Source organism: Streptomyces sp. NPDC002403, assembly GCF_053593015.1.
In genome coordinates, this window is the sequence record NZ_JBSFBQ010000046.1 from 26,435 (window position 1) to 49,166 (window position 22,732).

At 71.7% G+C, this 22,732-nt stretch carries 18 protein-coding genes; 12 read left to right on the forward strand and 6 right to left on the reverse strand.

Annotation, left to right across the window (positions count from 1 at the left end):
- Positions 1-109 precede the first annotated feature (109 nt).
- Positions 110-1,594, forward strand: a complete 1,485-nt coding sequence (locus ACWCPY_RS33715; protein ID WP_451271447.1) for a protein phosphatase 2C domain-containing protein — start codon at positions 110-112, stop codon at positions 1,592-1,594.
- A 65-nt stretch (positions 1,595-1,659) separates the two neighbouring features.
- Positions 1,660-3,402 carry a pyruvate dehydrogenase gene (locus tag ACWCPY_RS33720; RefSeq protein ID WP_451271449.1) on the forward strand — a complete coding sequence of 581 codons (1,743 nt, stop codon included), beginning with the start codon at positions 1,660-1,662 and terminating at the stop codon, positions 3,400-3,402.
- A 20-nt stretch (positions 3,403-3,422) separates the two neighbouring features.
- Here ACWCPY_RS33720 and ACWCPY_RS33725 read toward each other — a convergent pair whose 3' ends face one another.
- Entirely contained in the window at positions 3,423-6,542 is a 3,120-nt protein-coding gene (locus ACWCPY_RS33725; RefSeq protein WP_451271451.1) for an alpha-mannosidase, read from the reverse strand.
- A 157-nt stretch (positions 6,543-6,699) separates the two neighbouring features.
- On the opposite strand from ACWCPY_RS33725, the gene ACWCPY_RS33730 reads away from it, so the two are divergent.
- The 7 genes from ACWCPY_RS33730 (at position 6,700) to ACWCPY_RS33760 (ending at position 13,637) form a co-directional block, all read left to right on the forward strand.
- Positions 6,700-7,866, forward strand: a complete 1,167-nt coding sequence (locus tag ACWCPY_RS33730) for an NAD(P)/FAD-dependent oxidoreductase (protein WP_451271453.1) — start codon at positions 6,700-6,702, stop codon at positions 7,864-7,866.
- 40 nt (positions 7,867-7,906) lie between these two features.
- A complete protein-coding gene (locus ACWCPY_RS33735) occupies positions 7,907-8,233 on the forward strand; it encodes a (2Fe-2S)-binding protein (RefSeq protein ID WP_451271455.1) in 327 nt (108 codons plus the stop codon).
- Positions 8,214-9,680 (forward strand): FAD/NAD(P)-dependent oxidoreductase, encoded by a 1,467-nt coding sequence (locus tag ACWCPY_RS33740; protein WP_451271457.1) that lies wholly within the window; start codon positions 8,214-8,216, stop codon positions 9,678-9,680. Before ACWCPY_RS33735 ends, ACWCPY_RS33740 begins: the two co-directional genes overlap by 20 nt.
- 171 nt (positions 9,681-9,851) lie before the next feature.
- The gene (locus ACWCPY_RS33745; protein WP_451271459.1) at positions 9,852-10,760 is read left to right on the forward strand and encodes a dihydrodipicolinate synthase family protein; all 909 of its coding nucleotides are present in this window, start codon (positions 9,852-9,854) and stop codon (positions 10,758-10,760) included.
- 111 nt (positions 10,761-10,871) lie between these two features.
- Entirely contained in the window at positions 10,872-11,873 is a 1,002-nt protein-coding gene (locus ACWCPY_RS33750) for a proline racemase family protein (protein ID WP_451271461.1), read from the forward strand.
- Positions 11,870-12,820 (forward strand): ornithine cyclodeaminase family protein, encoded by a 951-nt coding sequence (locus ACWCPY_RS33755; protein WP_451271463.1) that lies wholly within the window; start codon positions 11,870-11,872, stop codon positions 12,818-12,820. Before ACWCPY_RS33750 ends, ACWCPY_RS33755 begins: the two co-directional genes overlap by 4 nt.
- A gap of 88 nt (positions 12,821-12,908) precedes the next feature.
- Positions 12,909-13,637: a GntR family transcriptional regulator gene (locus tag ACWCPY_RS33760; protein WP_451271465.1), complete on the forward strand. Its 729-nt coding sequence runs from the start codon at positions 12,909-12,911 to the stop codon at positions 13,635-13,637.
- Between the two features lie 79 nt (positions 13,638-13,716).
- Here the strand turns inward: ACWCPY_RS33760 and ACWCPY_RS33765 are convergent, their stop codons facing one another.
- Complete coding sequence (locus ACWCPY_RS33765) at positions 13,717-15,195, reverse strand: aminopeptidase P family protein (RefSeq protein WP_451271467.1); 1,479 nt, start codon at positions 15,193-15,195, stop codon at positions 13,717-13,719.
- A 338-nt stretch (positions 15,196-15,533) separates the two neighbouring features.
- On the opposite strand from ACWCPY_RS33765, the gene ACWCPY_RS33770 reads away from it, so the two are divergent.
- Positions 15,534-17,912 carry a M9 family metallopeptidase gene (locus ACWCPY_RS33770; RefSeq protein ID WP_451271469.1) on the forward strand — a complete coding sequence of 793 codons (2,379 nt, stop codon included), beginning with the start codon at positions 15,534-15,536 and terminating at the stop codon, positions 17,910-17,912.
- A gap of 99 nt (positions 17,913-18,011) precedes the next feature.
- Here ACWCPY_RS33770 and ACWCPY_RS33775 read toward each other — a convergent pair whose 3' ends face one another.
- Together ACWCPY_RS33775 and ACWCPY_RS33780 are read right to left on the reverse strand one after the other, a co-directional pair.
- A complete protein-coding gene (locus ACWCPY_RS33775; RefSeq protein WP_451271471.1) occupies positions 18,012-18,398 on the reverse strand; it encodes a barstar family protein in 387 nt (128 codons plus the stop codon).
- 109 nt (positions 18,399-18,507) lie between these two features.
- On the reverse strand, positions 18,508-18,927 hold the full coding sequence (locus tag ACWCPY_RS33780) for a ribonuclease domain-containing protein (RefSeq protein WP_451271473.1): 420 nt from the start codon (positions 18,925-18,927) through the stop codon (positions 18,508-18,510).
- A 310-nt stretch (positions 18,928-19,237) separates the two neighbouring features.
- Here ACWCPY_RS33780 and ACWCPY_RS33785 point away from each other — a divergent pair, with 310 nt between their 5' ends.
- The gene (locus ACWCPY_RS33785) at positions 19,238-19,666 is read left to right on the forward strand and encodes an ATP-binding protein (protein WP_451271494.1); all 429 of its coding nucleotides are present in this window, start codon (positions 19,238-19,240) and stop codon (positions 19,664-19,666) included.
- Positions 19,667-19,708: 42 nt separating this feature from the next.
- Here the strand turns inward: ACWCPY_RS33785 and ACWCPY_RS33790 are convergent, their stop codons facing one another.
- Complete coding sequence (locus ACWCPY_RS33790; RefSeq protein WP_451271475.1) at positions 19,709-20,782, reverse strand: DUF2637 domain-containing protein; 1,074 nt, start codon at positions 20,780-20,782, stop codon at positions 19,709-19,711.
- Between the two features lie 191 nt (positions 20,783-20,973).
- Positions 20,974-21,822, reverse strand: a complete 849-nt coding sequence (locus tag ACWCPY_RS33795) for a (2Fe-2S)-binding protein (protein ID WP_451271477.1) — start codon at positions 21,820-21,822, stop codon at positions 20,974-20,976.
- Positions 21,823-21,968: 146 nt separating this feature from the next.
- On the opposite strand from ACWCPY_RS33795, the gene ACWCPY_RS33800 reads away from it, so the two are divergent.
- Positions 21,969-22,718, forward strand: a complete 750-nt coding sequence (locus ACWCPY_RS33800) for a GntR family transcriptional regulator (protein WP_451271479.1) — start codon at positions 21,969-21,971, stop codon at positions 22,716-22,718.
- Positions 22,719-22,732 lie beyond the last annotated feature (14 nt).

The window sequence follows — 22,732 nt, forward strand, 5'->3', positions numbered from 1 at the left end:
GCCGGGCGTCCTTCCCGTGGGGGGTGGGGACGCCCGGCGGACCCATGTCCGCGGCCACTGTTTCCGGATGACCCGTTTTCGTACGGTCCCCGCGGTCGAAAATAAGGGCATGAGTCAGCAGGGGGAGAGGCCCGCCGCCCACGAGGACGACTGGTGGCGCAGGCTGTACGACGAGAACGCCCGGGACACCGGGACGGGCAGCGCGGCCGACAGTCTCGACGACCGCTTCGACTCGGTGTCGGGCGCGGTGGGTTCCGGCGGGCGCGAGGGGGCCGACGGTGGGACGGGGACGCCACCGGAGATGGGGGCCGCGCCTCCGGTTCCTGCGGAGCCTCCGCGCGTTCCGGAGCAGCAGCAGCAGCAGCAGCAGCAGCAGCAGCAGCAGCAGCAGCAGCCGGAGTCGGCGGTTCCGGCGGTGCCGCCCCTGCCGCCTCTGCCCAGGCGGCCGCTCGTCGTGAGACCTGCCGCCGAGAGGCCTGTGGTCCCGCCGGTTCCTGTCGCTCCGCCGCTTCCCGCTGCGCCGCCGGTCTCAGGCGCCACGGCTGCCACACCCGTACCGGAGGAAGAGCACGAGGCCGCGCCCGCTCCCCGTCCCGTGATCGGCCATGTGGGTGACCGGCCGCCCACCTACGACGCCGAACCCACCGCACTGCCCGTCGCCGTCCCGCAGGAACTGGACGGACTCGTCGCCGACACCGCGCTCGACGGCGCCCGCTACGGCACGTACACCCTGCGCGCCGCCTCCGTGCGCGGGGACTCCGCACGGTTTTGCGGCGAGCCCCGCCGCGACGCGCTGCTCACCGCCCGCTTCGGCACCGACGAGCACGCACTGGTCCTGGTCGCCGTCGCCACCGGGGCCCGCGCCACCGAATCGGCACACCTGGCCGCGGCCGACGCCTGCCGCTGGATCGGCGCAGCGGTCGGCCGGAGCCACGCCCGGCTCTCCGAGGACATAAGGGCGGGCCGCCGCGGAGAGCTCACATCAGGTCTGCACCGCCTCACCGACCGCACCTACGGCAAGCTGCGCGCCCGCGCCGCCGAGCTGGGGACGGAACCGCGGCAGTACACGGCGGGCCTGCGCTGCCTCCTGCTGCCGGCGGACCCCGACTGCCGTACGAGGATCTTCTTCGGTGTCGGCGCCGGTGGACTCTTCCGGCTCCGCGAGGGCGTCTGGCAGGACCTCGAACCGGAGGCCCCGGCAGCCGGCGGCCCCGGCGCGCATCCCCGGTCCGGATGGGGTGCCGGTACCGGGTCCCCGTCGTCCGGGAGCGGCCCCGACGGTGACCGCCTCACCACGGACCCGGCCGTCACCACGCCGGGGTCCCCCGGTGCCGAGGCCCCGCCCGGCCCGTCCGACCCGCCCGCAGAACCGTTCCGCTTCCGGGGCTCGGTGGCCCGGCCGGGGGACACCCTGCTGCTGTGCAGCCCCGGACTGGCCGAACCGCTGCGCGGCGAGCCCGCCCTGGCCCGGGAGCTCGCCGGGCGCTGGGCCCCCGACACGGCGCCCGGGCTCGTGGCCTTCCTCGCGGACACCCAGCTCCGGGTGAAGGGGTACTCCGACGACCGTACGGGCGTGGGCGTCTGGGAGGCGTAACCGCGCGCGCCATGGGTTGATGGATGCGGAGTCCGGAAGCCGAAGCGCGGAAAGGGTACGCACCCATGGCCAAGCAGAACGTGTCGGAGCAGTTCGTCGACATCCTCGTCCGGGCGGGCGTCAAGCGTATGTACGGTGTCGTCGGCGACAGCCTCAACCCGGTCGTCGACGCCATCCGCCGCAACCGGGCCATCGACTGGATCCAGGTCCGGCACGAGGAGACCGCCGCATTCGCCGCCGGCGCGGAGGCCCAGATCACGGGCTCACTGGCGGCCTGCGCCGGATCGTGCGGCCCCGGCAACCTGCACCTCATCAACGGTCTCTACGACGCCCACCGTTCCATGGCTCCGGTGCTCGCCCTCGCCTCGCACATCCCGTCGAGCGAGATCGGGCTCGGCTACTTCCAGGAGACCCACCCGGAGCTGCTCTTCCAGGAGTGCAGCCACTACAACGAGATGATCTCCAACCCGCAGCAGATGCCGCGACTGCTCCAGACCGCCATCCAGCACGCGATCGGCCGGGGCGGGGTCAGCGTCGTCACGATGCCGGGTGACATCGCGTCGCAGCCCGCCCCGGAGAAGTCCATCGAGCACGCGCTGGTCACCTCGCGGCCGACGGTCCGGCCCGGCGACGAGGAGATCGAGAAGCTCCGCCGGATGGTCGACGAGGCGAAGCGCGTGACGTTGTTCTGCGGCAGCGGCACGGCGGGCGCCCACGCCGAGGTGATGGAGTTCGCCGAACGGGTGAAGGCCCCCGTCGGGCACGCGCTGCGCGGCAAGGAATGGATCCAGTACGACAACCCGTACGACGTCGGGATGAGCGGTCTGCTCGGCTACGGTGCCGCCTACGAGGCGACCAACGAGTGCGATCTCCTCATCCTGCTCGGCACCGACTTCCCGTACAACGCCTTCCTCCCGAGCGATGTGAAGATCGTCCAGGTCGATGTGCGCCCCGAGCACCTGGGCCGCCGTTCCAAGCTGGATCTGGCGGTCTGGGGCGATGTCCGCGAGACCTTGCGCTGTCTGACCCCGCAGGTGAAGCCCAGGACCGACCGCAAGTTCCTCGACCGGATGCTGAAGAAGCACGCCGAGGCGCTGGAGGGCGTGGTCAAGGCGTACACCCGCAAGGTCGAGAAGCACGTCCCGATCCATCCGGAGTACGTCGCCTCGGTGCTGGACGAACTGGCCGACGAGGACGCCGTGTTCACCGTCGACACCGGTATGTGCAATGTGTGGGCCGCACGGTATCTCTCGCCCAACGGCAAGCGCCGTGTCATCGGCTCGTTCAGCCACGGCTCGATGGCCAACGCGCTCCCGCAGGCCATCGGCGCCCAGTTCACCGACCCGCACCGGCAGGTGGTCTCGATGTCCGGCGACGGCGGATTCACCATGCTGATGGGCGACTTCCTGACGCTGGTGCAGTACGACCTGCCGGTCAAGGTCGTGCTGTTCAACAACTCCTCCCTCAGCATGGTCGAGCTGGAGATGCTGGTCGCGGGCCTGCCGTCGTTCGGTACGTCCAACAAGAACCCCGACTTCGCCGCGGTCGCCCGCGCCTGCGGGGCCTACGGGGTGCGGGTGGAGAAGCCCAAGCAGCTCGAAGGCGCCCTCAAGGACGCCTTCAAGCACAAGGGCCCGGCACTCGTCGACGTCGTCACCGACCCCAACGCGCTCTCCATCCCGCCGAAGATCAGCGCCGAGATGGTCACCGGCTTCGCGCTCTCCGCGAGCAAGATCGTGCTGGACGGGGGAGTGGGCCGGATGGTCCAGATGGCCCGCTCCAACCTGCGGAACGTGCCACGCCCCTGAACCGGCGGTTCACGGCCGGATCACGCCGGGGTCAGCCGCAGTGTCAGGATCTGGAACGGCCGCAGCGGCAGTACGAGTCCGTGCTCGCCGGTGTCCGCCTCGTGCAGCGGCCGTTCCAGCAGATCGGTGACCCGGGCCCGCACGACGGGGAACCCGACGCGCAGCGTGGCTTCGGCGCGGCCGCCCGCCGACTCGTACAGCCGCACGATCACATCGCCGCTCCGGTCCTCGGCGAGTTTCACCGACTCCACCGTGACCGCCGGATGGCCCGTGTCGACCAGCGACGGCAGCACGGGTGCCACGGCCGCCCGCAACGGCAGGTTGAGCGCGAGCCCCTCGCGTACCGAGTCCGTGACCGCGCCGCCCGGTGCCAGCGCGTATCCGAACCGGTGCCGTCCCAGGTCCGTCTCCGGGTCGGGGCTGTGCGGGGCACGCAGCAGCGTCAGCCGTACGGTCGTGCCGAGACCCGAGCCGTGCGGGGTCCGGGTCACCTCGTGCCCGTACGTCGAGTCGTTGAGCAAGGTCACGCCGTACCCCGGCTCGGCGACCCGGAGCCAGCGATGGGCGCAGATCTCGAAGCGGGCCGCGTCCCAGCCCGTGTTGTCGTGCGTGGGGCGGTGGATGTGGCCGAACTGGATCTCGGAGGTCGACCGTTCGGCATGCACATCGAGCGGGAACGCCACCTTGAGGACCTTCTCCGACTCCCGCCAGTCGACCTCGGTCCCGATGTCGATCCGCCGGCTGCCCGCGGCCAGCCGGATCTCCTGTGCGACATGTGACCGCCCGAAGGACCGCAGCACACGGACCGCCGCCCGCAACGGCCCCTCCTCCACCAGCTCGACGGAGTCGGCTCCGGTGAGATCGGTCCGGGTGCGGCGGTAGTGCCGGTCGATGTCCCAGGCGTCCCAGCGGTTGGGGTGGTCCGGGTGCAGCTGGAGGAGGTTGGCCCGGTGGCCGGGGGCGAGGACGTCCCGCCCGGCGGCGAGATCGCGCACGGAGGCGATCAGCCCGTCGCCGTCGACCGTCACCCGCAGCAGCCCGTTGTCGAGGACGAGACCCTCGCCCGCCGAACGGGTCGCGGTGACCGGGTGCTCCGGCACCGCCGAGCCGTCCAGCGGACCCGAGCCGAGCCCGGGCACGTCGGCCGCCACCACCGTGCGACCGCCGCCCAGGCGCTGCACCCGTGCGCCGGCGGGCAGCAGCGCGCTCGCCTCCGCGTCCAGCTCTACCACCTGACGGCGGTGGTACGGGGAGGAGTTGAGCACCACCGGTCCCGCGGGCGCACCCAGCGCGGCCACCGCGTCCGCCACCAGATCAGCCAGTTCCGCCCGCACTCGCTCGTATGTCTCGCGGGCCTCGCGGTGCACCCAGGCGATCGACGAGCCGGGCAGGATGTCATGGAACTGGTGCAGCAGCACCGTCTTCCACAGCCGGTCCAGCGCCTCGTACGGATAGGCGTATCCCTGGGCGGGGCTGCGCAGCGCCGCCGCGGTCGCCCACAACTCGGCCTCGCGGAGCAGGTGTTCGCTGCGGCGGTTGCCCTGCTTGGTCTTGGCCTGGGTGGTGTACGTGGCCCGGTGCAGCTCCAGATACAGCTCGCCCGACCAGACCGGAGCCCGTTCCCCGTACTCCTCCTCGGCCGCCGCGAAGAACGCCGCAGGCCGCTCGATGCCGACCCTCGGCGAACCCTCCAGGTCCCTGAGCCGGCGCGCCTTCTCCAGCATCTCGCGGGTGGGCCCGCCCCCGCCGTCCCCCCAGCCGAACGGTACGAGGGAGCGGGTCGCCAGGCCCTTCTCGGCGAAGTTCCTTTCGGCGTGGGCGAGTTCACTGCCGTGGAGCTGGGCGTTGTAGGTGTCCACGGGCGGGAAGTGGGTGAAGACCCTGGTTCCGTCGATGCCCTCCCACCAGAAGGTGTGATGCGGCATTCTGTTGCTCTGGTTCCAGGACAGCTTCTGGGTCAGGAACCATTTCACCCCCGCCAGCCGGGCCAGCTGCGGGAAGGCGGCCGTGCAGCCGAAGGAGTCCGGCAGCCAGATCTCCTCGGTCTCCACCCCCAGCTCCTGCTGGAAGAACCGCTTGCCGTGCACCAGCTGCCGGGCCAGCGCCTCGCCGCCGGGCATGTTGGCATCGGACTCCACCCACATCGACCCGACGGGCACCCACTGCCCGTCCGCCACGGCCTGCTCGATCCGCTCCCAGACGCGCGGCTGGTGCTCCTTCACCCACGCGTACTGCTGGGCCTGCGAGGCGGCGAAGACCAGCTCCGGATAGTCCCGGGCGAGCGCGGTGACATTGGCGAAGGTACGTGAGGCCTTGCGCACCGTCTCCCGCAGCGGCCACAGCCACGCCGAGTCGATGTGCGCATGGCCGGTGGCCGAGATCCGGTGCGCGCTCGCCGAAGCCGGCCGGGACAGCGCCTCGGTCAGCTCGTCCCGGGCGGCCCGCGCCGTGCCCGCCACATCGTGCAGATCCAGCGCGTCGAGCATGCGCTCCAGCGACCGCAGGATCTCGTGGCGCCGGGAGCGCTCGACGGGAAGTTCCCGCATCAGCTCGGAGAGCACCTCGACGTCCAGGACCAGATGCCAGACCTCCTCGTCCATGACCGCCAGGTCCGCGGCGGCGAACCGGTGGAGCGGCCGGTCGCCCGCCGTCGTCGGGTCCCCGAGCGGCGTCGGCGCGAAGCCGTGCTCCAGCACGGACGGGTTGGCCGCCGCCTCCAGCAGCAGTGACACCGGCTCGCCGCCCGCCGCCGGGGAGGCCAGCGTCAGATGGCGATTGCGCGGGTGGATGCCCTTGATGGGCACGCCCGCGGCGTCGTACAGCATGCCCTCGGCCTGGAAGCCCGGTCCCTGACCGGAGAACCCCGGATCGACGACCACCTCGACCCGCCGCCCCGCCCAACGCGCCGGCACGGTTCCCTCCAGCCGGAACCAGCTGGTCGACCAGGGCTTGCCCCACTCGGTGCCCGTACTGAACGGCTCGAACGGCTGGTGGAGGACCTGTGCGACCGGAACGGGTTCGCCGGGGACGTGCCGGACGGAGAGCGCGAGCGGGGTCCGGTCCGGGTACTGGGCGGGGCGGATGAACTGGTGGAGGGCCCGTTCGAGGCGGTCCTCGACCAGGATGCGGTCGTCGTGCATCACGGCTCCTCGGAGTCGGCGCCTGCGGGGTGTCCATGGCTCCACTTCCCCGGCGGCCGACCCGGCACCCCTGCGGCTCGCGCGCGGGGGTGACAGTTGATCAACTGGCCCTGTCCGCACCCTTGGCGACCCTTGAGCAATGTGACATATTACTGACGTGCTCACGAGACACCCCTTGGATGTCGTCATCGTCGGGGCCGGAATGGTCGGCGCCGCCTGTGCCTACTACACCTCCCGGTCCGGACTCTCCGTAGCCGTCGTCGACCGCGGGCCGCTGGCCGGCGGCACCACCGGAGCCGGCGAGGGCAACCTCCTGGTCTCCGACAAAGTGCCGGGACCGGAGCTGGAACTGGCCCTGCTCTCCGCCTCCTTGTGGCAGCAGCTGTCCGAGGAGCTGCCCCCGGGCATCGAGTACGAGCTCAAGGGCGGCGTGGTCGTCGCGGCGTCCGAGGACTCCCTGGCCACCCTCTTCACGACGGCCGCCGCTCAGCGGGGGGCGGGTGTCGAGGCGCACCACCTCGCACCCGACCGGCTGCGCGAGCTCGAACCCCATCTCGCGCCGGGCCTGGCCGGCGGCTGCCACTACCCGCAGGACGCCCAGGTGCAACCAGCCCTGGCAGCGGCGGAGTTGTTGCGTGCGGCCACGCGTGCCGGTGCGCTCGTCCGGCCGGGGGAGGAGGTGGTGGGGATCCTCAGGGACCGGGAAGGCGCCGTGTGCGGGGTACGGACGACCCGGGGCGAACTGCGAGCCCCGGCGGTCGTCAACGCGGCGGGCACCTGGGGCGGCGACCTGGCCGCACTGGCCGGGGTGAACCTGCCGGTCCTGCCGCGCAGGGGATTCGTGCTCGTCACCGAACCGCTGCCCCGGCTGATCCGGCACAAGGTCTACGCGGCGGAGTACGTGGCCGACGTGTCCAGCGGGTCGGCGGCACTGCAGACCTCCCCGGTGGTGGAGGGGACGCCTTCGGGGCCGGTACTCATCGGCGCGAGCCGCGAACGGGTCGGCTTCGACCGGACGTTGTCCGTCCCGGTGGTCGCCCGGCTGGCGGCCCGGGCGGCCGGCCTCTTCCCGGTGCTCGCCGATGCGCGGGTACTGCGCGCCTATCACGGGTTCCGCCCCTATCTGCCCGACCATCTGCCCGCGATCGGACCTGACCCCCGGGCGCCGGGGCTGTTCCACGCCTGCGGCCACGAGGGCGCCGGAATCGGGCTGGCGCCCGCCACCGGAGCGCTGATCGCCGACGCGGTCCGGGGGAAACGGACCGCACTCGACCTCGCACCTTTCGCCCCCGACCGGTTCGATGCCACATGCCCTGTCCCATGACGGTGGAGAGCGGGGCGCCCGTGCCCCAGGAGAGGACCCCGTGAGACGCACCCGTGCACGCACCCCCGCCGAACTCGTCGGGGCCGAGCCCGAACCGGAGTTCCGGCTCACCTTCGAGGGCCGCCCGATCCGCGGACTGCCGGGCCAGACCATCGCCGCCGCACTCTGGTCGGCGGGCATCCTGACCTGGCGCACCACCCGCGTCCACGGCCGGCCGCGCGGCGCCTTCTGCGCCATCGGCGCCTGCTACGACTGCCTGGCCACCGTCAACGGCAGGCCCAACCAGCGCGCCTGTCTGCTGCCCGCCGCGCCGGGCGACGTCATCACCACTCAGGAGGGCGACGGGCATGCCGCACTCGACGGATGACCGCCGGGCGCGGGAGGCCGGGCGCGCCGCGCTCGCCGTGGTGGGAGCGGGACCGGCGGGCCTGGCCGCGGCCGTCACCGCCGCCGACCACGGGCTCGACGTGGTTCTGCTGGACGCGGCCACCGCGCCCGGCGGGCAGTACTACCGAAGCCCGGCGGAAGGGCTCGGCGCCACCCGGCCCGAGGCCCTTCACCACCACTGGCGCGCCTTCGCGGAACTCTCCGCACGGCTCGCCGCGCACCGGGACACCGGCGCGATCCGCCACCTCACCGGCCATCAGGTGTGGACGGTCGAGAGAACCGGTGACGGCGACTGGATCCTGCACGCGGTCACCGGGGGCGACGAGGAGGCCCGCGCCGCCGTCCGGGCCCGCCGCATGGTCCTGGCGACGGGTGCGTACGAGCGCCAGCTCCCCTTTCCGGGCTGGACACTTCCGGGCGTGGTGGGTGCGGCGGGGGCCCAGGCCATGCTCAAGTCCGGGCTGGTGCTGCCGGGGCGCCGGATCGTGGTCGCGGGGAGCGGTCCGCTCCTCCAGGCGGTCGCGCTCTCGCTGACGCGTGCGGGTGCGCGTGTGCCGGCGCTCGTCGAGGCCGCCGGGTACGGGGCGTACGCCCGTGCTCCGCGGGTGCTGGCGGCCAACCCCGGCAAGGCGGCGGAAGGAGCGCGGTTCGGGGCGGCGCTGGCCCGCGCCGGGGTCCGGGTGCTGGCACACCGGGCGGTCACCGAGGTGCACGGCGACGAGCGGGTGGAGGCGGTGACCGTCAGCAGGGTGGACCGCCGATGGCGCCCTGTCGCGGGGACCGGCCGCCGGATCGCCTGCGACGTCCTCGCCGTGGGGCACGGGCTGGTGCCGCAGCTGGATCTCGCCGTGGCAGCCGGCTGCGGCACCAGCCCGGGCCCCGACGGCACGCACGCCGTCATCCTCGACGAGCAGCTCAGGACCACCGTCCCCGGCGTCTGGGCGGCCGGTGAGGCCGGTGGGATCGGTGGTGTCGAACTCGCCCTGAAGGAAGGCGAGTCGGCGGCGCTGTCGATCATTCGCGAGGTGCGGGGCGGGGTGCGGCGGCAGGACGCTCGCAGAGCGGTCGCGCTGCGACGCTCCCGGCGCCGGCTGCGGGCCTTCGCCGCGCTGATGGGGACCGTGCACCGGCCGGGCGCCGGGTGGAGCGAGTGGCTGACCGGCGATACGGAGGTCTGCCGCTGCGAAGAGGTCCCCGCGGGCCGGATCCGTACGGCCTGCGAGGAGCTGGGAGCCGGTGACACCAGGACCGTCAAGCTCCTCACCCGGGCCGGAATGGGGTGGTGCCAGGGCCGGACGTGCGGATTCGCCGTCCGTGAACTCGCCGCCGCGCACGGCTCCGGGCAGGATCCGGGCGGGCCCGACCGGCGCCCGCTGGCCTGCCCCGTGAAACTCTCCACGCTCGCCGACCTGGACGACCCCGGGTAGCCCGGCCACCGGTCCAGGAGGCCCGGACCTCCGCCGCCCCCTCGCAGCCGATCCCGCCCCTGAGCCCGACGGCCCGTCCGTTCGGGTTCCCGTACACCGGAACGCCGCGTTCGCCAACCGTCGTCCGCGTATCGCCACACCGTGACATGTCACACCTCTCAAGGAGCCACGATGCAGACGAACACCCACCCGCGCACCCGCCCCTGGCACGGGGTCATGGTCGCCACCCCGGTCACCCTGCGCGACGACTGCACCATCGACTACGACGCCTACGCCACCCATGTGCGGCAGCTCATCGAGGCGGGCTGTGACGGAGTGGTGCCCAACGGCTCGCTGGGGGAGTACCAGACCCTGACCGACAGCGAACGCGAGCAGGTGGTCCGGGTCGCCGTCGAGGCCGCGGGCGACGGCAGCCGCGTCATGCCGGGCGTCTCCGCCTACGGCAGCGCGGAGTCACGGCGCTGGGCGGAACAGGCCGCCGAGGCGGGCGCCGGTTCCGTGCTGCTCCTGCCGCCCAACGGCTACCGCTGCGAGGACGAGGCGGTGCGCGCCCACTACGCCGAGGTGGCCGAGGTCGGGGTGCCGGTCGTCGCGTACAACAACCCGTACGACACCAAGGTGGATCTGTCACCGGCCCTGCTCGCCCGCCTCCACCAGGAGGGCAGCATCGTGGCCGTCAAGGAGTTCAGCGGCGACGTCCGCAGGGCGTACGAGATCGCCGAACAGGCGCCCGGTCTCGATGTGCTCGTGGGCGCCGACGACGTACTGCTGGAGCTGGCGCTCGCCGGCGCCGTCGGGTGGATCGCCGGCTGTCCGAACATGCTGCCGTCCTGCTGCGTGGACCTGTACCGGGCAGCTGTCACCGGTGACATGGCAACCGCGCTGCCGCTGTACCGGGAGCTGCACCCGCTGCTGCGGTGGGACTCGAAGCCGGAGTTCGTCCAGGCCATCAAGGCATCCATGGACGTCGCCGGACGCCACGGCGGCCGTACTCGACCGCCGCGGCTCCCGCTCCCCGCCGAGGACGAGGCGGCCGTACGTGCCGCGACGGAGAAGGCGCTCGCCGGGGGTCTCCACTGAGAACGCCCGGCCCGTACGTCCGGGCGGAGCCGCACTCGGCCCCGCCCGGACCGGCCGGTTCCGTCCCGTTCCCGCGTTCCTCGTGCACGCCGTGACCCATCAGGAGGAGCCTTGCAGACACGTCACATCTTCCATGCCGTCGACTCGCACACCGAGGGCATGCCCACCCGCGTCATCACCGGCGGCATCGGCACCATCCCCGGTGCCACGATGGCCGAACGGCGCAACCACTTCCAGGAGCACCGCGACGCCGTACGAACGCTGCTCATGTACGAACCGCGCGGCCACGCCGCCATGAGCGGCGCGATCCTCCAGCCGCCCACCCGGCCGGACGCGGACTACGGCGTCCTCTTCATAGAGGTCTCCGGTTTTCTGCCGATGTGCGGGCACGGCACCATCGGGGTGGCGACCGTCCTGGTGGAGACCGGCATGGTGGAGGTCACCGAACCCGTCACCACCGTGCGGCTGGACACCCCGGCCGGGCTCGTCAGCGTCGACGTACAGGTGACGGACGGCGCCGCCACCGCCGTGACCCTCACCAACGTCCCGGCGTTCAGCGTCGCGCTCGACCGGACGGTGGACGTCCCCGGCCACGGGAAGCTGCGCTACGACCTCGCCTACGGCGGGAACTTCTACGCGATGCTTCACCTGGACGACCTCGGGCTGCCCTTCGACCGGGCGCGCAAGGACGACATCCTGGCCGCCGGACTCGCCCTGATGGACGCGGTCAACGCCACCGACCGGCCCGTCCACCCCGAGGACCCCGGCATCCACGGCCTCAAGCATGTGCAGTGGATCGCGCCGGGGTCCGACGCCCGCCACTCCCGGCACGCGATGGCCATCCACCCCGGCTGGTTCGACCGCTCGCCCTGCGGGACCGGCACCTCGGCCCGTATGGCGCAGCTGCACGCACGCGGTGAACTCCCCCTGGACACCGACTTCGTGAACGAGTCCTTCATCGGCACCTCGTTCACCGGACGTCTCGTCCAGGAGACCACGGTGGGCGGACTGCCGGCCGTGGTCCCCACCGTCACCGGCCGCGCCTGGATCACCGGTACCGCACAATTCTTCCTGAACCCGTCCGATCCCTTCCCCGAAGGATTCCTGCTGTGAATCTTCCCCTGCTCGGCGCCGACGACATCGAGGCCCTGGGACCGACCGGAGCCGTGGACGCACTGGAGTCGACGCTGCGCGGGGGACTGGATCCGGAAACGGCACCCGCCCGGCACCACGTCACCGTGCCGGGCGGGGAACTGCTGATCATGCCTGCCACCACCCGGCAGGTGACCGGGGTGAAGATCGCCGGGGTCGCCCCGGACAACCCGGCGCGCGGTCTGCCCCGGATCACGGGAAGCTATCTGCTGCTCGATGCCCCCACGCTGCTGCCGCTCGCCCTGCTGGACGGGGCCGCGCTCACCACCCTGCGCACACCGGCCGTGTCCGCACTGGCGATCCGCCACCTCACCGGGCCCGTCCTGCGCCACCTGGTGCTCTTCGGGACGGGCCCCCAGGCGTACGGCCACCTGGCGGCGGTGCTCGCGGAACGCCGGGTCGAGCGGGTCACCGTGGTCGGCCGCAACCCGGACCGGGCCGAGGCGCTCGCCGAGCACGCGCGCCGGCTCGGGGTGGACGCCCGCGCGGGTCAGGGGCAGGGGCACGGTGCCGGTGAGGTCGCCACGGCCGATCTGGTGCTCTGCTGCACCACCTCCGCCACCCCGCTGTTCGACGGTTCCCTCGTACCGGACGGGGCGACGGTCGTCGCGGTCGGCTCGCACACGCCCGGCGCCCGCGAGGTCGACACCGCGTTGGTGGCGCGCTGCGCCGTCGTCGTCGAATCACGGGCGGCGGCGCTGGCGGAGGCGGGCGATCTGCTGATCCCGCTGGCGGAGGGGGCCTTCGGGGCCGAGGACATCGACGCCAACCTCGCCGAGCTGGTGACCGGTCGCGACCTCGGCGGAAAGCTGTCCGAATCCGGGGGCCCCCGGTTCTTCAAGAGCGTCGGAATGGGATGGGAGGACCTCGCCGTGGCCGCGGCGGTGCACCGGAGATCAGCGCCTTGAACGACTTGTCCACAGCTTCGGAGCGAGGGGCCCTGGCGGAAACGTGACATTGTATTCTGAGGCCCCGCACGGCGCTGGAGGAACAGATATGGCCCGCCTGACGACGCTCAACGCCATCTCCGCGCAGGAGCACTTGCGTGACCAGGTGGCAAACGCCCTCCGGGCGGCCCTGATCGCGGGGGAGCTCCGTCCGGGGATGATCTACTCCGCTCCCGCTCTCGCCGCCGACTTCGGGGTGTCCGCCACCCCGGTCCGTGAGGCCATGCTCGACCTGGCCCGCGAAGGCCTGGTCGAAGCGGTACGCAACAAGGGCTTCCGGATAACGGAGTTGACCGAGCAGGATCTCGACGACTTCACCGAGCTGCGGGTCATGATCGAGGTTCCCACCGTCGGCCGCATCGCCCGGATGGGCCGGACCAAGGAGCTGGAGGCGCTGCGGCCACTCGCCCGGGCGATCGTCGCGGCCGCCGCCGAACACGACATCCTCGGTTACCTGGAGGCCGACCGCCGCTTCCATCTCGAACTGCTCGGCCTGGCGGGAAACCGCCGCCTGGTGGAGGAGGTCGGCAATCTGCGCAAGCGCTCGCGCCTGTTCGGGCTGAACCGGCTCGACGAGACGGGGCTGTTGGTCCAGTCCGCGGAGGAACACAGCCAGTTGCTCGACCTCCTGATCGCGGGGAACGCGGAGGAGGCGGAGCAGTGCATGCTGGGGCATATGTCACATGTCAGGAACCTCTGGGCCGAGGACGAACCCGATGGCACCGGCGCGGGAGGCAAGCGGATCAGCAGCGTGAGGATGCCGGCCGCGGAGGCCTGATCCACCGCGTGCCCTGCCACCTCCGTCCTGTCCTCCGTCCTTCAACGGCCGCCCGTCGGGCGGCCGTTGAAAGGTGATTTCAGGCCCCGGTCTCCAGCAGCGAGGCCATCCACTCCTCGATGCCGTCGGCGGTGCGCGGCAGCGCGGACGACATGAGGCGGGCGCCGTCGGCCGTGATCACGAGGTCGTCCTCGATCCGCACCCCGATCCCGCGCAGCGACCGGGGCAGCGTCTCGTCATCGGGCTGGAGGTAGAGCCCGGGCTCCACGGTCAGCACCTGACCGGCCTCCAGGCGCCCGTCCAGATAGGTCTCCGCACGCGCCTGCGCACAGTCGTGCACGTCCATGCCGAGCATGTGGCCGCTGCTGCAGAGTGTGTACCGGCGGTAGAAACCGTTGTCCGCGTCGAGCGCCTCGTCCGCCGGCATCCGCAGCACGCCCCAGTCGTGCAGCCCTTCGGCGATGACCCGCATGGCCGCCATGTGGAAGTCACGGAATCGCGCCCCCGGGCGCAGGGCCGCGATGCCCGCGTCCTGTGCCGCCAGCACCAGCTCGTAGACCGCCCGCTGTGCGGGTGAGAAGCGGCCGGAGAGGGGCAGGGTGCGGGTGATGTCGGCCGTGTAGAGCGAGTCGGTCTCCACCCCGGCGTCCAGGAGCAGCAACTGGTCGGGTGCCAGCGGTCCGTCGTTGCGGATCCAGTGCAGGACACAGGCGTGCGCCCCGGCCGCGGCGATCGTGGAGTAGCCCGGACCGTTTCCCTCCAGCCGGGCCCGCAGATCGAAGACGCCCTCGATCATGCGCTCGCCGCGCGGGTGCCGCAACGCCTGCGGCAGGCTTCGCACCACGTCCTCGAACCCGGCCGCCGTGGCATCGACGGCCTGCTGCAACTGCCCGGTTTCCCAGGGGTCCTTGACGAGCCGGAGTTCGCTGAGCACCGCTTCGAGCCCGGCCGGTGCCGACCGCCCGAGCGGGAACGGACGGCAGGAGTACAGGAGTTCGTCGACGGACGGGTCCACGCCGTCCAGCACCCGCACCGGTGGCTGCGGCCCGGTGAGCAGCTTCTCCCAGGCGTCCAGATGCGCGCAGCGGATGCCGGTCAGCCGGGCGGCCTCCGCCAGGTCGGGCCTGCGGCCGACCCAGAACTCCCCGTATCTGCGGTCGCGGTAGAACTCCTGGCCGGTGCGCGGTGACCGGGGCCGCAGATAGAGCACCGCCTCGTGGCGCTCGTCGCCGTCCGGCTCCAGGACGAGGACATGGCCGGCCTGGTCCTCGCCGGTGAGGCCGGTGAGCCAGGCGTAGCCGGTGTGCGGCCGGAAGCGGTGGTCGGTGTCGTTGGAGCGGACGGCGAGCGCGCCGGCCGGGATGACCAGGCGCTCGCCCGGGAACCGTGCGGCCAGCCGGGCCCGGCGGGCGGGGGTGGCGCCGATGGAGGGGACGCGAAGGTCCTCCGGCAGCGGGGACTCGGCCCACTCGGTGCCCATGAAGGCGTCCAGGGCGGGTGACACCGGCAGGTCGTGGCTGCCGGTGCGGGGCGTGGAGAAGGAACGGGGCACGGGCATTGCTCCTCGGGGGCTCTGTGGGACCGGGATCGGGGCCGGCATTCCGGTTCTCCGGGGACACGGTGGTGCGGTGGCCGGGAAACCGGTGGTGGCAGCCGGTGCGTTCGGGGCCGCGTGTCATATCCCGTACTGCGACGAGAAGTTGTCGCGCGGATGAATGTGCGCGAGAGGGGTTCCAAAGAACATGTGACATGTGCCATTGTACAGCGCGCAAGAGGAACGGAACCGTGCTCATGTCAGGACGTGAGTGCAGTTCAGGCCCGGTCCGCCACCGGCCTCTTGCATTCCCCCACAACCGCGCCCTGTCGCGCGGTCACCACTCCGCTGGGAGGCGGCACGTGAAGAACCTGATGGTTCGACAGAGAATAACCGGATTGTCCACTGTGGTCCTGGCAGCATGCCTCGGCGTGGGCCTGTTCACGGCACCGAGCCAGGCCGTCGAGCAGCGCCCCGCCGCGTCGGCCACCCACTCCTCGGGCGCCGCCCAGGAGCAGGCGGGAATCCGGACCCAGGACCTCGGCGGCCCCACCGCCGAGGCGCTGACGGCACCCGCCGACGATGCCGCTCACGTCGAACGCAAGCCGCTCAAGGCCGCCGACCGGCCGCCACTGTCCGCGTCCAAGGACGCGCTCAAGCGGGACTACGACGACCAGGCCACCGCGCTTCCGAGCCACCCGGCACCTTCGATGAAGGCGGAGAAGCGCCGCGCCAAGAAGCTCGGCACGGCCGCGGCCGAGTGCAACACCACCGATTTCACCAACAACACCGGAAGCGCCCTGGTCGAGAAGGTCAAGGCGGCGACCACCGACTGCGTCAACACGCTGTTCCGTCTCAAGGGCCAGGACGGCTACAACGCCTTCCGCGAGGACCAGATGGTCACCATCGCCGATGCCATGCGCGACGCGTCGGCCTCCTACCCCGGTGACAGCAGCACCGGCATGCCCCAGCTGGTCCTCTTCCTCCGGGCCGGCTACTACGTGCAGTACTACGACCCCGACACCGTCGGACAGTACGGGCCGCGCCTGCGCACGGCCATCCAGGGCGCGCTCGACGGCTTCTTCGGCTCCTCGCACGCCTTCGACGTCACCGACGCCAACGGCGAGAGCCTGTCCGAGGCGATCATCCTGATCGACAGCGCCGAGCAGAACGCCCGCTACCTGAACATCGTCAAGCGGATGCTGGCCGGCTACGACTCCTCGTACAACAGCTCCTGGTACATGGTCAACGCCGTGAACAGCGTGTACACGGTCATGTTCCGCGGTCACCAGGTGCCCGAGTTCATCAGCGCCATCGAGGCAGATCCCAGCGTGCTGAACTCCCTGCGCGACTTCGCCGCGAACCACCTCGACCTGCTGGGCACCCAGCAGTCGTTCCTGGCCTCCAACGCGGGACTCGAACTCGGCCGCTTCCTCAAGGAGGACTCGCTGCGCGCCAAGGCGAGCCCGCTCGCGATCGACCTGATGGGCAAGAGCTCCATCGACGGCCCCACCGCCCCGCTCTGGGTCAATCTGGCCAAGATGGTCGACGCCTACGACAAGGACAACTGCGCGGCCTACGGCGCCTGTGACCTCGCGGAGCGTCTTGAGAAGGCCGTCCTGCCGGTGAGGCACACCTGTAGCGACAGCATCACCATCCGGGCGCAGGACATGACCGCGGAGGAACTCGAAGCCAGCTGTACCAGCCTGCGCAACCAGGACGCCTACTTCCACGAGGTGGCCCGGGACAACGGGGCGGTCGCCGACGACAACAACAAGACCATCGAGGTCGTGGCCTTCGACTCCAGCACCGACTACCAGACCTACGCCGGAGTGATCTTCGGCATCGACACCAACAACGGCGGCATGTACCTGGAGGGCGACCCCAAGGCCGTGGGCAACCAGCCCCGGTTCATCGCCTACGAGGCCGAGTGGGCCCGCCCCGACTTCCAGATCTGGAACCTCAACCACGAGTACACGCACTACCTCGACGGCCGCTTCGACATGTACGGCGACTTCGCCGCCGGAATGACCACCCCGACCGTCTGGTGGGTGGAGGGCTTCGCGGAGTTCGTCTCGTACTCGTACCGCAAGGTCGCCTACGACGACGCCATCGCCCAGGCCGCCAACCGCACCTACCCCCTGAGCACCCTGTTCGACACCACCTACGACAACGCCGACCAGACCCGCGTCTACAACTGGGGCTACCTGGCCGTCCGTTACATGCTCGAATCCCACCGCTCCGACGTCGACACCCTGCTCGGCCTCTACCGCAAGGGCGACTGGGACGGCGCCCGCACCCTGCTCACGTCGACCATCGGCAGCCGTTACGACGCCGACTGGAACACCTGGCTGGCCGCCTGCGCGGCCGGTGCCTGCGGCGGCGGGTCCACCAACCCGCCCGGTGAGATCACCGAGTGCAAGGACGCAGACACCAGGATGCTGGGCCGGAACTGCATGCGCAGCGGGCTGAAGGCCGTCAAGGGCGACTACGCCTATCTGGCCGTCCTCATCCCGGCCGGCACCACCCAGCTGAAGATCACCGCCTCCGGCGGCACGGGTGACGCCGATCTCTACTACAGCTCGCAGGAGTGGGCGACCACCAAGGTCTACACCGACAAGTCCGTCGGCGCGGGCAACGAGCACACCCTGACCGTCAACAACCCGGCGCCGGGCTACCACTTCATCAGCCTCTACGGCACCGAGGCGTTCGACGGAGCCAAGGTCACCACCGAGTTCTGATCCCTGCGACCCCCACGGTATCGGTCGGCCGAGTGGTGACCCCGCTCGGCCGACCGGTGCTGTCCCTCTCCTCCGGGTCCGCCGGCCACGGCCCGCAGCTCACAACAGCCGCAGGGTGCCCGGCCCGTCGTTCCGCAGGATCTCCACGAGCTGGTCGAAGAGCGTCGGTCCGCGGCCCGCGAGGGCCTCGTCGAGCCGGTGGCGGAGCGCCGCCCGGTTGCTGGGATGGGCCCGGTCCAGGATCCGCCGCAGTTGCCGGGCCGTCTCCTCGTGGCCCAGGGCCCGTGCGGAGGCCGCGTGGTCCCGCCACTCGAATACGAAGTCGCCGTCGTCCGGAGTGCCCATCCCGCCGTGCAGGCAGTCCGCGAGCGAGTCGGAATTACGGCCGAAATATCCACCCGGGCCGTTCACGGCCTCGCCGATCACTTTCCAGAACTGCTCCAGGCCGGTGACCCGGGAGCCGTCGATCACATAGGTCACGGTCATGGAAGGGAGGGTACAAGTGGTGGAACGTACGGGCCGCCCGCTCCGCCGGTCCGTGATCCGCGCCGCAGGTGGGGGGCTGCGGCGCGGATCGGTCCGGAGGAGCCGGGCTTCAGCAGCCCTGGTCGATCAGGTCGAAGGTGGCGTAGTGGTCGCCGGTGTAGTAGTCCTCCTGCGTCCCCTCGCCCGTCACGATCCGTCGCGCGCCGCGGGTCGGGGAGCCGGGGGTGATGACCGTGTACTCGTGGTAGTAGCCGGTGCTCCGGCTGGGCAGGACGCCTTCACGGTTCTGGAAGACGACGCCGTCCTGCGAGTACGGGAACGGGCCGCCCGCGTCGATGAGGTCGAGGGTGTCGTGCGCCTGGGAGGGCAGCGCCGAGTAGCAGACGCTGCCGACCGACGTGATGGATATGGGGGCGGAGGCGGTGGATCCGGTCGGGGCGGTGGCCGCGGTGGCCGGGGCTCCGACGAGGAGGACGGACAGGAGGGCGGCTGTGCCACCGAGCGTGGTGATCCGTGGGGGGATTCGCATAGCCACCATGATGACGCGCGTAGATACGGTCCCGTCAACGCCAACCGATGTGAATTTTTTGGAAGTTAACCCGAGGGGAGGGAATGTGTCGAGCAGATGTCCGGCAGCCTTCGGGGCGATTCCGGTTGCCTGTTCACTTATTGATGAATCGACAAGCGTGACGGCCCGTCTGCGGGGCATGCATCCGGTGAACGTGTTCCGCGAAGGAGTTCGACGAGAAGCCGACGACACGGAAAACGGGACGACCAGCAGGGGGCGATTCACTGTGCGGGCGGGGGAGACGATGCAACGTCAGGGAGATGCCGATTCCATGGAGGGCGAGGGCTCGCACCAGCCGGGGGCGAAGGAGCGGCAGCCGGTCCGGCTGCACCGCAGGCTGGCCCGCACCGATCTGGCGGCCGTGAGCGAAGTGCGCGGTGCGTTACGGGATTTCCTGCGCCACCGGTGGCAGGACGAGCCGGCCGAGGTGGCCGAGCTCCTGCTGAGCGAGCTGGTGACCAACGCACTGATCCACACGGGACACGGCGCGGTCGTCACGGCGAGCGTGGCGCCCGCCGGACTGCGGGTGGAGGTACGGGACTTCGTGTCCGGTCTGCCCCTGTCGTACGTACCGGACGCCGACGACGGTACGCACGGCCGGGGGCTGTTCCTGGTGCGGAGTCTCGCGGACGCCTGGGGAGTCGACGCCCATGCACCGGGCAAGGTCGTCTGGTTCGAGCTGGACGGCGAAAGGCCCTGACGGACCGGAAGTGACCGGGCCGTCAGGGCCTGTGGCTGCGGATCAGCCGAACTGCTGCTCCAGATCCTTCAGTTTCCGCTCCAGCGAATCGAGCCGGGGCAGTGCCTGGGTGTCGTCCTCGGCGGTGAGGTCGACGGTGACCGGGTCAGCCGGGTTCAGAACCGGAGAGCCGGTGCTCGGACCCGTCACGGCTTGCAGGGATGGCCGGGGGCGCAACGGCAGTTGTCCCGGCTCGGATATGGCGGGCTCCACGACGGACGCGGAGCCCGCCGTGGGGGCGATGGCCTGGACGTCCACCTGGGTGCCGCCGCGGCCGACCCGGCGCCAGGCCCGGTTCTGCCGGTTCAGGGCCTTGATGTGGGCCCGGTCCAGCTTCTCCTGGTCCTTCCTGCGGAGACGGTTCTGCTCCTTCTCCCGCCTGTCCTCACGTACCTCCTCGACGGCCTCGTCCAGCGTGCGCACGCCTTCCAGCAGCATCAGCGACCAGGCGCCGAAGGTCTCCCGGGGGGCGCGCAGCCACCGTACGATCCGGATCTGCGGCAGCGGGCGGGGCACCAGGCCCTGCTCGCGCAGCGCGGCCCGGCGGGTCTGCTTCAGGGCCCGGTCGAAGAGCACGGCCGCCGAGAGCGACATCCCCGCGAAGAAGTGCGGGGCGCCCGCGTGGTCGATGCCGCGCGGCGCGTGCACCCAGTTGAACCAGGCGGCGGCACCGGCGAACGTCCACACGAGCAGGCGCGAGCCGAGCGCCGCGTCACCGTGGCTGGCCTCCCGCACCGCGAGCACGGAACAGAACATGGCCGCGCCGTCGAGGCCGAAGGGAACGAGGTACTCCCAGCCCCCGGAGAGGCCGAGGTTCTGCTCGCCGAAGCCGACGAGCCCGTGGAAGGAGAGTGCGGCGGCGACCGCCGCGCAGCAGAACAGCAGGACGTAGGAAGCGGTGGCGTACAGGGCTTCCTTGCGTCTGCGGCGTTCCTCGCTGCGTTCCCAGCTGTCCTCGGCCGCGGATGTGTCAGCTGCGCGCTTGCCGCGCGCGACCACCGCCACCGCCGCCAGGACTCCCACGAGCAGCACGGCGCCCGGAAGCAGCCAATTCAGCGATATGTCGGTCAGTCTCATGCGCGGTCCCTTGCATTGCGTAGGGCATTTCGGGCGCCATGATTGCCGAAACCCCATCATGCACAGGGGGTTTCGGGACAAGAGAACGCCAATGGGTCGGCACGACGCACGGATGACCGGGATCGGATCGAATGCCCGTGCGCGTCCGATGAGTTGCGTTCGAATTGTACTACTCGCGCGAGTGGTGTTGATCAGTGAGCGGGCGTCAGCTTCCGTACCCGGTCGGCATCACAGGTACGCGGGCAGGTGACGCAGGTGTCCTCGGGGCGCAGAGTGTAGAAGAGGCAGCAGCTCGCCCGGTCGCGGGTGGGCAGCGATTCGCCGTTGGGCCCGGTCAGATCGCGGAAGCCCGCGGAGCCGACGTACGGCTTCGTGGTGCCCGGCAGGAGCGCCTCCAGCTCGGCCATCGCCCGCCGCTCCTCGCCCAGCAGATGGGCGATGTACCAGAGCCCCTCGACGATCTCGTCCGTCGCCATGCCCCACAGCGCGCGCCTGCCGCGCCGCATCCGGGGGCCGAAGCCGTCGAGCACCGGGCCGATGTGGTCGGCCACCGCCGCGAGCACCTCGGCCCGCAGCGCCGCCTCGTCGGGCACCACGCGGGCACCCGGCAGCACGGCCGCCGGGTCGTCCGGCAGGCAGGCGAACTCCCTCACCCGGAGGGTCAGATGGCCCAGCGCCCGCTGGAACGCCACGTCCCCGACGGGAATCCGGGGCACCCGCCGGTGCAGGAACCAGGGCACCGTCACCAGCAGGCAGGCGGGCCAGGCGTAGCGGTGCAGCCCGAAACTGGCGACCACGTCGGGGCGGGGCTCCTGCCCGTAGTCCCGCACCACCTGGGCGTGGTCCCAGGAGAGAAAGGCGTCGAGCGCGGCGCCGCCCGCCGCGAGCTCCTCCGCACCCACCCAGCCGGCGCCGCCGGGGGCGCTCTCGCCGTCGGCCAGCACCTGCGCGCGCAGCCCGGGAAAGACCTCGGCCAGGCGTGCGTAGGCGTCCGTCACGGCGGACGCCGTGGTGTCGGGGAGCAGGGCGGGAAGTGTCATGCAGGGACCACCGAATCGCGACCGTTTGCAGGTTAGCCTTACCTTACCCGACCGGATCGATGTTTGAACTGCGGCCTCCTGCGCCTATCGTGCACAAAGGGCATGGCACGCGCGAGCCGCGCCCACGGCAGGCCGAGGAGGTCCGGGTGGAGCAGGGCAGAGCGCGTGAGGGGTACGGGACCGCCGCGCCCGCGACCGCCCCGGCGGTCGCCCGGGTGCCCGAACAGGCGCGGGGCGAGCACACCCATGGCGAGCCCTCCGCCCCCCGGCCGGCGGTGCGGCGGCACTCCGTGCGCGGCCAGATCCTGGAGGCACTGCGCGCCGCCCTGGTCGACGGACGGCTGGCTCCGGGCCAGGTCTATTCGGCCCCGGCCCTCGGCGCCCGGTTCGGGGTCTCCGCCACGCCGGTGCGCGAGGCGATGCAGCAGCTGGCCATCGAGGGCGCCGTCGAGGTCGTACCGAACCGGGGGTTCCGGGTGGCCGAGCGCGGCCCGCGCGAGCTCGCCGAGCTGGCCGAGGTACGGGCCCTGATCGAGGTCCCCGTGATGCTGCGGCTGGCCCGCACCGTCCCGCCCGGCACCTGGTGCGCCCTGCGCCCGCTGGCCGAGGCCACGGTGGCCGCCGCGGCCGTGGGCGACCGGGCGAGCTACGCCGAGTCCGACCGGGCCTTCCACGGCGCGGTCCTCGCGCTCTGCGGGAACGAGCAGCTGGTGCAGGTCGCCTCCGATCTGCACCGCCGCTCCCAGTGGCCGCTGGAGAGCAACCCCGCCACCCGCCGCGCCGACCTCCTCGCCGACGCGGCCGAGCACACCGCGCTGCTCGACGCCCTGATCGCCCAGGACCTGGCCGTCGTGCAGTCGCTCGTACGGGAACACTTCACCGGCGCCGAGGGCTGACCGGCGGCGGCGCC

Coding starts and splice junctions, on each gene's coding strand:
- ACWCPY_RS33740 (WP_451271457.1), top strand. CDS start 8,214: ATGCCGCACTCGACGGATGACCGCCGGGCGCGGGAGGCCGGGCGCGCC.
- ACWCPY_RS33785 (WP_451271494.1), top strand. CDS start 19,238: ATGGAGGGCGAGGGCTCGCACCAGCCGGGGGCGAAGGAGCGGCAGCCG.
- ACWCPY_RS33775 (WP_451271471.1), bottom strand. CDS start 18,398: ATGACCGTGACCTATGTGATCGACGGCTCCCGGGTCACCGGCCTGGAG.
- ACWCPY_RS33745 (WP_451271459.1), top strand. CDS start 9,852: ATGCAGACGAACACCCACCCGCGCACCCGCCCCTGGCACGGGGTCATG.
- ACWCPY_RS33720 (WP_451271449.1), top strand. CDS start 1,660: ATGGCCAAGCAGAACGTGTCGGAGCAGTTCGTCGACATCCTCGTCCGG.
- ACWCPY_RS33725 (WP_451271451.1), bottom strand. CDS start 6,542: ATGCACGACGACCGCATCCTGGTCGAGGACCGCCTCGAACGGGCCCTC.
- ACWCPY_RS33790 (WP_451271475.1), bottom strand. CDS start 20,782: ATGAGACTGACCGACATATCGCTGAATTGGCTGCTTCCGGGCGCCGTG.
- ACWCPY_RS33765 (WP_451271467.1), bottom strand. CDS start 15,195: ATGCCCGTGCCCCGTTCCTTCTCCACGCCCCGCACCGGCAGCCACGAC.
- ACWCPY_RS33760 (WP_451271465.1), top strand. CDS start 12,909: ATGGCCCGCCTGACGACGCTCAACGCCATCTCCGCGCAGGAGCACTTG.
- ACWCPY_RS33715 (WP_451271447.1), top strand. CDS start 110: ATGAGTCAGCAGGGGGAGAGGCCCGCCGCCCACGAGGACGACTGGTGG.
- ACWCPY_RS33780 (WP_451271473.1), bottom strand. CDS start 18,927: ATGCGAATCCCCCCACGGATCACCACGCTCGGTGGCACAGCCGCCCTC.
- ACWCPY_RS33795 (WP_451271477.1), bottom strand. CDS start 21,822: ATGACACTTCCCGCCCTGCTCCCCGACACCACGGCGTCCGCCGTGACG.